We start from the raw sequence: 12,705 nt of genomic DNA, 5'->3' as shown, positions 1-12,705 counted from the left end.
CGGCCGGCCGCACCTCGCCGAGTGTCGGCGTTTGTGCCGAGCTGACCCGTTCCAGCGGGTCAACTCGGCACAAGCGGGATAACTCGGCGGCTCGGCTACGCGGCGGCGAGCTCTGCGAGCACGGCTGCCAATTGCTCGACCGCCCAGTCGAGGTCGGCCTCGGAGACCACGATCGGCGGGGCCAACCGGATGGTGAAGCCGTGGGTGTCCTTCGCGAGCACGCCGCGGGCCAAGAGGGCCTCGCAGACCACCCGGCCGGGGGCCAGCGTCGGGTCGATGTCGATGCCGGCCCAGAGGCCGGCGCCACGCACGGCCACGACGCCCTGGCCGATCAACCCGGTCAGCCCGTCGTGCAGGCGGGCGCCGAGAACGCGCGCGCGCTCCTGCTGCTCGCCGGTGGCCAGCAGTTTCACCACGGCGAGGCCGACGGCCGCCGCCAGCGGGTTGCCGCCGAAGGTCGAGCCGTGCTCGCCGGGGCGGAGCACGCCGAGGATGTCCCGATTGCCGACGACCGCCGAGACCGGCACGATGCCGCCGCCGAGTGCCTTGCCGAGCAGGTAGAGGTCAGGAACGACGCCCACCAGGTCGCAAGCGAAGGTCGCTCCCGTGCGGCCGAGGCCGGACTGGATCTCGTCGGCGATGAACAGCACATTGTGGCGGTTCGTGATCTCGCGCACGGCCGGCAGGTAGTCGGCCGGCGGCACGACGATGCCGGCCTCGCCCTGGATGGGCTCGAGCAGCACCGCGACCGTGTTCGCGTCGATCGCAGCCTCGAGGGCCGCGGCGTCTCCGTAGGGAACCGTGCGGAACCCCGGCGTGAACGGCCCGAAATCCTTACGGGCCGACTCGTCGTCGGAGAAGCTGACGATCGTGGTGGTGCGGCCGTGAAAGTTCTCCCCGGCCACGATGATGTTCGCCATCCCGGCGGCGACGCCCTTGACCCGATAGCCCCAGGCGCGGGCCACCTTGATGCCGGACTCCACCGCCTCGGCGCCCGTGTTCATCGGCAGGACCATGTCCTTGCCGGAGAGCTCGGCGAGCGCGGTCACGAACGGGCCGAGCTGGTCGTTGTGGAAGGCGCGGCTGGTGAGCGTGATGCGGCCCAGTTGCTCGCGAGCGGCGTCCAACAGGAGCGGGTTGGAGTGGCCGAAGTTGACCGCGGAGTACGCGGCCAGGCAGTCCAGGTAGCGGCGGCCGTCGACATCCGTCACCCAGGCGCCGTCGCCGGACGCGACGACCACGGGCAGCGGATGGTAATTGTGGGCCGCGTGCTCGTCTTCCAGCGCGATATACGCGGCCTGTCCGAGCGCGGCGGCCGGGGCGGTGGCCTGGTCGGTCATCGGGTCGGTCATCGGCGCAGCTCCAGGGTGCAGCACTTCACGCCTCCTCCACCGAGCAGCAGCTCGGACAGGTCGACCCCGATCGGGTTGAAGCCGCGGGCGCGCAGTTGGGCCTCGAAGCCCTTCGCCCGCGCGGCGATGACCACGTTGTAGCCGTCGGAATAGGAGTTGAGGCCGAGGATGGCCGCGTCCTCCTCGGCGACGATGATGGCGTCCGGGAATCGCTCGCGCAGGATGGCCAGGCTCGGCTCGTCGAACGCGCTCGGCAGGTAGGCGATCTCGCCGTTGCCCGTGGCCGGCGACGCGTCGAGCACGGCGATGGCCGTGTCGAGGTGGTAGAAGCTCGGATTGATCAGGTTGAGCGTGATCACGGGGCGGCCGTAGATCGCCGACACCTCTTCATGGCTGTTCGAGGCGCTGCGGAACCCGGTGCCCGCGAGGATCACGTCGCCCACGAGCAGGAAGTCACCCTCGCCCTCGTTGATCTCCGCCGGCACGCGCACGTCGAAGCCGTTGGCGCCGAACCAGTCCATGTAGGCCGGACCTTCCGGCTGGCGTTCGGCGTAGGTGAAGGCCGCGCCGTAGGAGATGTTGTCGATGACGAATCCGCCATTGGCCGCGTAGACCATGTCCGGCAGGCCGTCGACGGGTTCGATCAGGTGCACGTCGAAGCCGAGGCCGACATAGGTGTCGTGAAGCGTTTGCCACTGGGCGACGGCGAGCGCGGTGTCCGTCGGGATGGCGGGATCCATCCAGGGGTTGATGCGATAGACGACGGAAAAGAATTCGGGCTTGCACATCAGCACGGTGCGCTTGACGGGCGTGCGCACGGGAAGGGCCGGCGAGACGAGCTCGTCCAGGTTCGGGGCGGTGAGGTTGGTCGACATGGTGACTCCTTCGGCGGCCATCCGCCCCCTTCGGGTGAGGTCGGCTGGCGGGGTGGATGGCGGACCAGGTCACTCACGAGAGCTCTGCCGGCACGAAACGCCTGGGCAGAGACGCCATGCTTAGTCTCACACAGCACGAATCGGATGTGCACCCCACTCTGCGCCGAAAACGTGCGCGCGTCCGGCCCCTCACGCAGTTTTCCGCCACAACGGGCGATGACGGATGCCGCACGTCCGCCCGCTGGTCCGCTCGCCACGGCGCAGCTATCCAGTGAATTGCGCTATCGGGCGCGGGTTTTCTGCGTTAATGAGTGCGCCAGCGCAACGATGCCCCCTAGACTCTCGGCATGGACAACCTCGACCGTGGCATTCTCGACCTGCTCCGCCAGAACGCCCGGGCGGGATACGGCGATATCGGCTCGGTCGTCGGACTCTCGGCGTCGGCCGTGAAACGCCGAGTCGACCGGCTCGTGGCCGACCGCGTCATCCGCGGTTTCACCATCCAGGTGGATCCGGCCATCGACGGCATGAGCACCGAGGCCTACGTCGAGCTGTTCTGCCGCGGCACCGTGGCGCCCGAGGAATTACTGCGCATCCTGTCCGGGGTGCCAGAGGTCGTGGACGCCGGAACCGTCACGGGCAGCGCCGACGCCATCGTGCACATCCGGGCCCGGGACATCCCCGGTCTGGAGGCGGCGCTGGAAAAGGTGCGTTTGGCACCCAACGTGGACCACACCCGCAGCGCGATCGTGCTCTCCCGGCTGATTCACCGCTCCGCCGAGTAGCCGCCCGGCTCCCAGCAGGATCGGACCGGCCGGCGCCGAGGACATCAGCGCGGCGCGTGTCGCTAGCCCGGCACCGGGACGGGGCGCCGGGTCACGGGGGCCAGCAGGTGGATCAGGGCGACCGCCGCGATCGATCCGGCGCAGAGGATGCCGGCAAGCACCACGATCTGGAACCGCCCTGCCTCGAGCGGCGAGGCTCCACCGAAAATCGCTCCCACGAAGGCTCCGGGCAGCGTGACCAGCCCGGTGGTCTTCGTCTGGTCGGTCGAGGGGATCAGGGCGAAGTACACCGCGCGGCAGGCCAGTTCTCGGGTGGACTGGCGCGGGGTGGCGCCGAGGGCCAGCCAGCCCTCGACCTCCTCCCAGTGCTCGGTCACGCCCTCGGTGAAGCGCCGGCCGGAGAGCGTGGCGATCGACATGGCGTTGCCGATGATGATGCCGCCGAACGACAACACGTAGCGCGGCGTGAACTCGAGCGCGCCGGTGCCGAAGACCACGAGGAGGGTGACCATCACGCCCAGGCCCATCGAGGCGGCCACCCAGGCCGCGTGCCGCCGGGTGGCGCCGATCCGGCGGGTGACCGTGCCGACCGCAGCGGTGAACATGACCGCCAGACCCACGCCGACCCAGAACGGGTCGGAGATGATGCCGCTGAGGATCAGGCTGATCGCGGCGAGCTGCAGGGCGCCGCGCAGCACGGCGAGGGCCGGTGCGAACGGATGCGGCACCCGGTAGCCGCGCAGCACCAGCGTGACGATCGCGATGAGCAGCGCGATCCCGAGCAGGGTCGGCGCCAGTCCGGCCAGCTGGGCGGGGAGGTCGCGGGGCCAGGTCACGTGACGAGCCTAGCGAGCCGCCGCGCCCGGCAGGCCCCGGTGATCGGAATCCGTCAACGACTGGGCTCCGTCAGCGCGCGGAAGGGGCGCTGGCGATCGCACGGACGGCCCTGGGCATCCGTTGAGGCCGCCAGTGCCCGAGAAAGCTAGCCGTCGTACGAGGCGGCGAGGCGGCGGAAGCCCTCATCGAGGCTCACCGCGGGCGTCCACCGCAGCTCGGACCGGGTGCGGCGCTGGTCGAACCAGTGCGCGGTCGAGAGCTGCTCGGCCAGGAACCGGGTCATCGGCGGCTCGTCGGCGCCCGGACGGATGCGCCAGGCCGCCTCGATCAGCGCCCCCGCACCGCGGGCAACTCCGGCCGGGACCCGCCAGGCCGGCGCCGGCACGCCGGCGGCCCGGCACATGCCCGCGAGCAGTTCGGCGACCGGCCGCGGCTCCCCGTTCGTGATCACGTAGGAGCGGCCGTGCACGGCGTCGGCCTGATCGAGGGCTGCCGCGATGGCCGTGGCGGCGTTGTCGATGTAGGTGGTGTCGATCAGGGCGGCGCCGTGGCCGAGCAGCGGCAGGCGTCCGGCGCGGGCGCGCTCGACGATCCGGGCCACGAGCTGGGTGTCTCCCGGGCCCCAGACCAGGTGCGGCCGCACGGCGACCACGCGCAGGGCGGCCGAATCCGCGGCGAGGGCGACCAGTTCGGCCTCGGCCTTGGTGCGGGCGTAGGGACCGCGGGCTTCGGCCGGGTCGGCCGGCTCGGCTTCGCTGCCGACAATGGATGCCCCGGTGTGGGCGACCGAGGGCGACGACACGAAGACGAAGCGGGAGGCTCCGGCATCCGCGGCCGCGGCCAGCAGGGTGCGCGTGCCGCCCACGTTCACGGCGGCGAACTCGGCCGGGCTGCCGGCCAGGGACACCTTGGCGGCCAGGTGCACGACCGCGTCCATTCCGGCGACGGCGCGCCGGGCCTCGGCGGGCGCGGTGACCGAGCCGAGTAGGTCGGTCACGCCGGGCACGCCCGACGGGCGCCGCTGGAAGGCTCGCACCTCGTGTCCGGCGGCCGCGATCTCGGCCGCGACGGCCCGGCCGAGGAAGCCGCTGGCCCCGGTGACAAGCACCCTCACGGCAGCACCGTCGGCGAAAATGTGCTGCGCGGGTGCTGCGTCGCTGCGCGCGTGGCGTGCCGGCAGCGGAGGGGCGCAGCCTGCGCGTGACGCGAGAGGCGCCTCACGGGCGGGTCATCCGCGCGCCGGATAGGATGCCGCCGGCCCAGCGCCCCAGCCGGGTGCGGTCGATCTTCGAGTTGTGACGGATGTCCGTGGGCAGGTGCGGCACGACCAGCACCGCGGCCAGCGGCAGCCCCGCGACGGCACGCACGGCGGCGGCCAGCCCGGGGTCGGCCAGCGCGACCCGGCGGGTCGGCGTGCGGGTCTCGACCACGGCGACCACCTGCTGGGTGCCGGTCGGCCCAACCCCGACGACGGCGGCCCGGGCCACCGCTGCGACGGACTCGATGCGCTGCTCGGGACCGACCGGGGTCACGACGCCGGTCGCCGTCGTGATCACATGCGGCAGGCGCCCTTCCACCCAGAGGCGTCCGGCGTCGTCGAAGTGCCCGACGTCGCCCGTGCGGTGCCAGCGTTCACCGGGCACGGCGCCGCTGCGGGCGGCCCGGTCGGTCAGCCACAGGCGGTCGTAGTGGTCCTCGACGTGCGGCGCGGAGACCACGATCTCGCCGGTGACCCCGGCGGCCTCCGACAGCTCGCCGGTGGCGTGCCCCTGGGCGTCGAGGGCGCTCGTGCGGATGCGCGTGGTCGCCGTCGCGCGGCCGACGCAGACCCCGCCGGGGCCGGCCGGGGCATCCGTCGCCGTCGCGGCAGAGGACAAGGCAGACGGCGAGACCCCCGGCGTGGTCGCCGTGGCCATCGCCTCGCGGATGCCGTCGAGCGAGATGTCGGCCATCAGCAGCCCCTCGGTCATGCCGTAGGGCGTGTGCGCGGAGGCCGACGGCATCAGCCGGGCCGCGGCCGCGAGCAGTGGCTCGGAGACGGGGGCACCAGCGGAGAGAAAGCTCGACACGCCGGCGAGGCTGACATGGTCGGCGGCGGTCAGGCTGCCGGCGGTGGCCACGACGTTGGCCAGCGCGGCCGGCGACAGGAATACCACGGTCGCGTCGATGGCGGCGACCGCGGCGGCGACGGATGCGGCGGTCAGGGTCTTCGGCTTCGTCACGTCCATGTCCGGGGTCACCGAGCGGGCGCCGAGGGCCGGGCCGAGCAGCGCGAACGGGGCGAAGCCGGCCACCAGGCCGGTGCCGCGGCCCACGCCGTACTGCGCGAACAGCGCGTGGCTGACCGCGGCGAGCTGGCCGTGCGTGTAGACGACGCCCTTGGCCGGCCCGGTCGAGCCGGAGGTGAACAGCACGGCGGCAGTGTCTCCGGGTTCCGGCGGCGGCGGAAGCTGCTCGTCCCCGCCGAGCGCGATCAGCTCGGCGAGGGTGGCGGAGATGTCGAGGGCGCGCATGGCGGCGCGGGGAAACCGCGCCACGGAGATCTTCTGGCCGGGCCAGTCGAGGGCCCGGGCGGCGAGCAGCCCGGGGACGGCGCCGATCACGTGGTCGGGGCGCGCGCCGCGCACGGCGCGGGTCAGCCCGCGTAGGCCGAGGCCGGCATCCGCGACCACCACGACCGCGCCGATCCGCACGCAGGCGTAGAGCACCGCGGTCAGGTCGGCGCCGGGTGGAACGAGCAGCGAGACCCGGTCGCCTTTCCGCACGCCGATACGATCGAGGCCGCAGGCGAGCTGCCGCACCCGCCGGGAGAGCAGGCGCCAGCTGACGACGCGGGGTGCGCCGCCCCCGGGCGGGGCCATGTCGATCAGCGCGGTCTCGTCGCTGTTCTGCAGTTCGTCCAGATAGTGCCAGAGCGGATGCCGCTCGCCGGCCGCCCAGCCGTCCACACCCTGTTCGACCGAAACGGCAACCTGAGGGGCAGCGGAGGAAGCGGCGGAGGCGGCAGCGGCGATTGCAGCGGCAGGCACCGCGCGGTCGCCGAGCCAGGTCAGGGCGGCCGCGGCGTAGTCGACGTCTTCCATGACGAGATGCCCGGCACCCTCGAAGCGATGCACGTCCGCGTGCGGCAGGCGGTCCACGAGGTCGTCGAGGTAGCGATCGCTGAAGATCGGGTCGGTCGGGCCCCAGAGCATCAGGGCCGGTACGGTCAGGTCGCGGATGCCGCCGGAGATGCGGGCGATTTCGGCCGCGCTTTCGTGTGCGCCATGCACCGGGATGTCGGCGACGAACGCGCCGATCCCGCCGCGGCGGGCCGCGCCGCGGTAGGGCGCGCGATACGCCTGCTTCACCGCGGCCGGAAGCGGCGGGTGCGCCAGTGCCAGTGTCGTCTCCAGAAACGCCGGCGTGGCCACAGTGCCGGAGCCGAGCACGCTGCTCCGCAGGGCCAGCCGCAGCGGGGCCGGCACCGGCGCATCGCTCGGCTGGTGCACGGCCGTGTTCAGCAGCATGACCCCGGCGAGCACGTCCGGGTGGTCGACGGCCCAGCCGAGCGAGATCGACCCGCCCCAGTCGTGACCGAAGGTGACCACCGGGCCGGCCAGGCCGAGGGTGTCGGTGAGCTCGCCCAGGTCCCGCACGCGCGTGGCGAGCGGGCGCACCGCGCCGCTTCGCTCGGAGAAGCCCATCTCGAGCTGGTCGACGGCGATGACGCGCCAGGCCTCGCCGCCGTGACAGGCCGCATCCGTCGCCGCCGTGACGAACTCGCGCCACAGGTAGGACCAGGTGGGGTTACCGTGCACGCAGAGCACCGTGCCCACGGGGGTGACGCCCAGCTCGGCGAGACGCTCCGCGTTGTCGAGCAGGTGCCAGGTGCGGGTGACCGGATGCCCGGAGGCGGTCGACACGACCGGCACCAGGCGCGAGAACGCGGCATCGAGCCCCGACAGGCCGGCCGGCGGCAGGGACGCGGGCGCCGGCGTCGCCGCGGCGCGCGGGAGACGGTAGGACACGGGGGCAGAGCCGCGCTTCACCAGGCGAGTTCCATCATGGCCGTGTTCAGGCCACTGCCGACGCCCATCAGCAGCACCCGGTCGCCGGTCCTGAGCCGCGCGGCTTCCTCGGCCAGGGTGATCGGGATCGACGCGGGCCCCACATTGCCGTACAGCGGGTAGGTGAGCGGCACCCGGCTGCGGTCCAGCCCGGTCGCCTTCACGATCGCGTCGGTGTGCACATCCGACACCTGGTGCAGGATGTACCGGTCCATGCCCGACCAGTTCCAGTCGCGTTTGGCCTCGGTCCAGGCCGAAACGACGAGCTCCATGCCACCCTTGAGCAGCGCCTTGGCGTCGGTGAACATGCCGTCGACGCTGCCGACGCAGAGGCCGTTGAACTCGGTGGCGGCGCGGGTCACGCCGCCGAGGATGCGGTGCCCCTCCGGATGCGCGTCGGCCCGACCGAGCACGGCCGCGGCCGCGCCGGAGCCGAGCGTCAGGCTCGCGAACTCGCTCATGAAGTCCTTGCGGTTGATGTCCGGGCGGCCGAGGCGCTCGATCGTGTTGGTCTGGATCTCGTCGGCGTCCTCCCCGTCGATGATCACGGCGTACTGCACCTGGCCGGAGTCGATCAGCTGTGCGGCCAGGGTCATGCCGTTGACGAAACCGAGGCAGGCGTTCGCGATGTCGAAGTTCGTGGCCGAGGAGGGCAGGCCGAGGCCGTGGTGGATGCGCACGGCCACCGAGGGCTCGAGGTGCTTGCGGGTCACCGAGGTGTTGATCATCAGGCCGACCTGGCCCGGTTGGATGCCGGCGGCGGCCAGGGCGCGCGTGCCGGCCGCGACGGCCGCGTCGTCGAAGGCCTGGCCGGGCGCCCAGTTGCGGCGCTCGTGCACGCCCGCCACCCGCTGGAGCAGGCCGCTCGGCAGCTTCAGCCGTTTGAGGGCCGGCTGCAGGCGACGATCGATGTCCACCGAGGTCGTGACCTGCGGGGCGAGCTCGGTCGCCACCGACAGCAGGGCGACATTGCGGTGCGTCGTCGTTGCGTTACCGTCCAACTGTGGATCCCCTGTCGAATTGCAGCAGTGGTCAGCCGCGCCTCGATCATTGTGCACCAGAAGCCTGATCGTTGTCCGCACTCCTGCTGGTGCAGTCGACCGCAGACTGCGGCCACCAAAGTCCTATTTTAGCCTTGTGGTCGACCGCCGTCGCACGGGCCGCAGCCCGGCCCCTAGATGATCCCCTCGGAGAGTGTGCTCGGGTTGCCGAAGCGGTGCGCCGTGATCGAGATCGCCTGCTCGCGCAGGAACGGGAGCAGCTCGACCCGGCCGGCCTGGGTGACGGGGTGTGCGTACACCGCGATGTCCGGGCTGCCGCCGAGCGCGTGGGCCAGGCGGGAGGCCTCCGCCTGCGCCCCTGTCAGGCGGTCCCCGCCGATCAGGCGCACCCGGCTGGTGCGGATGCCACCGGCCTCGGCCCGCTGCAGCCATTCGTCGTCGCTCTCGACCGAGACCGCGATCTCGCGCTCGGCGAGCACGTTGCGCACCATCGGCGGCACCGGGATGGCGCTGGAGACCTCGAACGACGCCGTCGACAGGGTCGCGGCAATGATCACGCGCAGCAGGTCGGCGAGGGTGCCGGCCTCGGTCAGGCGCACGGTGACGGGCAGCGGGCGGTAGCGGAACAGGTTGCGTTCGAGACCGAGGTCTGAGACGTCCCTGACCGCGCCGAACTCGTCGCGCCAGGCCAGCGCGTCACTCAGCGCCGACCGGCGCAGCACGTCGAAGTCCGCGTAGTCGAGCACGGTCTGCGCCGCCTCTATCAGGGCGGTGACGGTTTGGTCGAGGCCGCGCAGGTGGAGCGTCGAGCTGTTGCGGCCGGCTTCGCTCACCCAGCTGCCGAACCCGTACAGGTAGTTCGGGCCGCCGGCCTTGGTGCCCGGTCCCACGGCCGAGCGCTTCCAGCCGCCGAAGGGCTGGCGCTGCACGATCGCGCCGGTGATGCCACGATTCACGTAGAGGTTGCCGGCCTCGATCGTGTCCAGCCATTCGGTCAGCTCGGCCGGGTCGAGCGAGTGCAGCCCCGAGGTGAGGCCGTAGTCGACCGCGTTCTGGAAACGGATGGCTTCCGCCAGGTTGCGGGCGTGCATCACTCCGAGCACGGGCCCGAAGAACTCGGTCAGGTGCACGTAGGAGCCGGGCAGCACCCCGGTGCGGATGCCCGGCGACCAGAGGGTGCCGGACTCGTCGAGCTGCTGGGGCTCGACCAGCCACTTTTCGCCGACGCCGAGCGTGGTGAGGGCGTGGCGCAGCTTGCCCTCGGCCGGCTCGATGATGGGGCCCATCTGGGTGACCGGGTCGGAGGGGCGGCCGACGCGCAGGGAGGTCGCGGCATCCGTCAACTGACTGATGAAGCGCTCCGATTTGGCGACCGATCCGACCAGGATGACCAGGCTCGCGGCCGAGCACTTCTGCCCGGCGTGCCCGAAGGCGCTTTTGATGACATCGGCGGCGGCGAGGTCGAGGTCGGCGGAGGGAGTGACGATGATGGCGTTCTTGCCGCTTGTCTCGGCCAGGAGGGGCAGGTCCTCGCGGAAGCTGCGGAACAGCTGCGCGGTCTCGTAGCCCCCGGTCAGGATGACGCGGTCGACGGCCGGGTGCGAGATCAGGCGGGTACCCAGTTCCCGGTCGGCGAGGTCCACGAGCACGAGCAGGTCGCGCGGCACGCCGGCTTCCCAGAGCGCCTCGACCATGACCGCGCCGGAACGCTGGGCGAGCTTGGCGGGCTTGACGATGACGCCGGAGCCGGCCGCGAGGGCGGCGAGCACGCCGCCGGCGGAGATGGCTACCGGGAAATTCCACGGCGGGGTGACCACGGTCAGCTTCGAGGGCACGAAGATCGCGCCCTGCACGGCGTCGAGGTCGCGGGCCCGTTCGGCGTAGTAGTGGGCGAAGTCGATCGCCTCGCTGACCTCGGGGTCACCCTCGGCGATGGTCTTACCGGTTTCGGCGGCCATCACCTCGATCAGGCGGTCGCGGTTCGCGGCGAGCGCGAGCCCGGCCCGGTGAAGCACTGCGGCGCGCTCCGCTCCGGTGCGCTGCCCCCAGGCGGCGCCGCAGGCCGCCGCGGCCTCAATCAGGCGGTCCAGCTCGGCCGGGTCGCTGACCCGGGCGTCACGGATGGCGTCCAGCCCGAGCGTGGAGGTCTCGACCCGGCTCAGGATGTGACGACCCCAGGCCCGGTTCGCGGGCAGGGACGGGTCTGTGTCGGGTTCGTTGTGGAAACCGGGGTGCGGCAGGCTCTCGACCGAGCCGCGGGTGAGCCCGAGCACGGCTGCGGTGAGCCCGACGCCGGACTCGTCGCCGAATTCATCCTCGTCATCGCCGGATTCGCTTGCGGGTACCTCGCCGCGGCCGGCTGCATCGAGCTGGGTGACCTGGGTACGGTCCTGGCGGCGGTTCGGCTGTGGGACGACCGCGTCGAGGCCCGCGAGAGAGGCCAGGAACCGCTCCTTCTCGCGGTCGAAGAGCTGCGGGGAACTCGTCAGCTCGAACACCGCCGACATGAAGTTGTCCTGGCTGGCGTTCTCCTCGAGGCGGCGGATCAGGTAGCTGATGGCCACGTCGAATTCGGCCGGGTTCACGACGGGCGTGTAGAGCAGGAGGCGGCCGACGTCGCGGCTCACGGCCTCGGCCTGGCTGGTGGCCATGCCCAGCAGCATCTCGAACTCGACCCGGTCGTCCACGCCGCGCTTCGTGGCCAGGAGATGGGCCCAGGCCACGTCGAAGAGGTTGTGGCCGGCGACGCCGATCTTGACGGCATCCGTGTTCTGCGGGGTGAAGGCCCAGTCGAGCACGCGCTTGTAGTTCGTGTCACTGTCCTGCTTGGTGGAGTAGGTCGCCAGCGGCCAGTCGTGCACGGCCGAGTCGACGTGTTCCATCGCCAGGTTGGCGCCCTTGACGACGCGCACCTTGATCGGGGCTCCGCCCGCGGCCCGGCGGCCCTGCGCCCAGTGGGTAAGACCCTGCAGGGCCCCGAGGGCGTCGGGCAGATAGGCCTGCAGCACGATGCCGGCCTCCAAGTGCAGCAGCTGAGGCTGGTCGAGGATGCGCTCGAACACCGCGATGGTGAGGTCGAGGTCGCGGTACTCCTCCATGTCGAGGTTGATGAACTTGGCCCCGGTGGTGGAGCCGCCCCCGGTGGTCGAACCGCCCCCCGCCGCCAGCTCGTAGAGCGGGGTCAGGCGTTCGACGACGCGGTCGACGGCCTCGTCGAAGGACCACATCGACAGCTGGCTGGCGATGGAGGAGACCTTGATCGAGACGTAGTCCACGTCGTCGCGGGCCAGCAGGGCGCGGGTTCCCTCGAGGCGGCGCAGCGCCTCCTTCTCCCCGAGCACGGCCTCGCCGAGCAGGTTGATGTTGAGCCGGTTGCCGGACTCGCGCAGGTGGGCGATCGCCGGACCGAGCTTCTCGGGCGTGGCGTCCACGACCAGGTGCCCGACCATCTGGCGCAGCACCTTTCGCGCAGCGGGGATGACCACCCAGGGCACCACCGGGCCGAGCACGCCGCCGAGGCCGATGGCCGCGCGCAGGTAGGAGGGCAGGAAGCCGGGCGCCTGTTTTGCAACCTTCTGCAGGTTGTAGCCGGCGACCATGAGGTCTTCCGGGCGCATGACGCCGTCGACGAAGCCCACGGTGAAGTCGAGCCCGTTCGGGTCTTTCAGCACGCCGGCGAGGCGCTGGGCCGACAGGTCGGCGGGGATCGTGGCGCTCTCGGCGAGCCACTTCTGCACGAGGGCGACCACATCGGCGCTGAGATCGTGCTGCACGGATGGAGTGGAGTTGGTCATGGTCACGAGGCT

At 71.8% G+C, this 12,705-nt stretch carries 8 protein-coding genes; 1 reads left to right on the top strand and 7 read right to left on the bottom strand.

Translation table 11 applies throughout. The annotated features are described in order from the left end of the window. Positions 1-95: 95 nt before the first annotated feature. Positions 96-1,340, bottom strand: a complete 1,245-nt coding sequence (gene rocD, locus E3O54_RS03910) for an ornithine--oxo-acid transaminase (RefSeq protein WP_104099958.1) — start codon at positions 1,338-1,340, stop codon at positions 96-98. A gap of 8 nt (positions 1,341-1,348) precedes the next feature. Beyond that, positions 1,349-2,227: a dimethylargininase gene (ddaH, locus tag E3O54_RS03905; protein WP_134342537.1), complete on the bottom strand. Its 879-nt coding sequence runs from the start codon at positions 2,225-2,227 to the stop codon at positions 1,349-1,351. A gap of 347 nt (positions 2,228-2,574) precedes the next feature. Here ddaH and E3O54_RS03900 point away from each other — a divergent pair, with 347 nt between their 5' ends. Further along, positions 2,575-3,012 (top strand): Lrp/AsnC family transcriptional regulator, encoded by a 438-nt coding sequence (locus E3O54_RS03900; protein WP_104099917.1) that lies wholly within the window; start codon positions 2,575-2,577, stop codon positions 3,010-3,012. Positions 3,013-3,074: 62 nt separating this feature from the next. Here the strand turns inward: E3O54_RS03900 and E3O54_RS03895 are convergent, their stop codons facing one another. The 5 genes from E3O54_RS03895 to E3O54_RS03875 all read right to left on the bottom strand — a co-directional run bounded on the left by E3O54_RS03895 (position 3,075) and on the right by E3O54_RS03875 (position 12,693). Next, positions 3,075-3,848 carry an ABC transporter permease gene (locus E3O54_RS03895; protein ID WP_174720184.1) on the bottom strand — a complete coding sequence of 258 codons (774 nt, stop codon included), beginning with the start codon at positions 3,846-3,848 and terminating at the stop codon, positions 3,075-3,077. A 146-nt stretch (positions 3,849-3,994) separates the two neighbouring features. Beyond that, entirely contained in the window at positions 3,995-4,963 is a 969-nt protein-coding gene (locus E3O54_RS03890) for an NAD(P)-dependent oxidoreductase (protein WP_134400985.1), read from the bottom strand. A 103-nt stretch (positions 4,964-5,066) separates the two neighbouring features. Next, positions 5,067-7,880: an alpha/beta fold hydrolase gene (locus E3O54_RS03885; protein WP_241976737.1), complete on the bottom strand. Its 2,814-nt coding sequence runs from the start codon at positions 7,878-7,880 to the stop codon at positions 5,067-5,069. Beyond that, complete coding sequence (locus E3O54_RS03880) at positions 7,877-8,899, bottom strand: 3-oxoacyl-ACP synthase III (protein ID WP_104099919.1); 1,023 nt, start codon at positions 8,897-8,899, stop codon at positions 7,877-7,879. Before E3O54_RS03880 ends, E3O54_RS03885 begins: the two co-directional genes overlap by 4 nt. Before the next feature lie 173 nt (positions 8,900-9,072). Beyond that, entirely contained in the window at positions 9,073-12,693 is a 3,621-nt protein-coding gene (locus E3O54_RS03875) for a bifunctional proline dehydrogenase/L-glutamate gamma-semialdehyde dehydrogenase (RefSeq protein ID WP_104099962.1), read from the bottom strand. Positions 12,694-12,705: the final 12 nt, after the last annotated feature.

The sequence above is a fragment of the Cryobacterium sp. TMT2-4 genome, assembly GCF_004402575.1.
Classification (GTDB): domain Bacteria; phylum Actinomycetota; class Actinomycetes; order Actinomycetales; family Microbacteriaceae; genus Cryobacterium; species Cryobacterium sandaracinum.
This window is presented reverse-complemented; position numbering and strand designations above follow the sequence as displayed.

Bases quoted from the DNA above. Each gene is read 5' to 3' on its own strand.
- rocD (WP_104099958.1), bottom strand. From the start codon at position 1,340: ATGACCGACCAGGCCACCGCCCCGGCCGCCGCGCTCGGACAGGCCGCG.
- ddaH (WP_134342537.1), bottom strand. From the start codon at position 2,227: ATGTCGACCAACCTCACCGCCCCGAACCTGGACGAGCTCGTCTCGCCG.
- E3O54_RS03900 (WP_104099917.1), top strand. From the start codon at position 2,575: ATGGACAACCTCGACCGTGGCATTCTCGACCTGCTCCGCCAGAACGCC.
- E3O54_RS03875 (WP_104099962.1), bottom strand. From the start codon at position 12,693: ATGACCAACTCCACTCCATCCGTGCAGCACGATCTCAGCGCCGATGTG.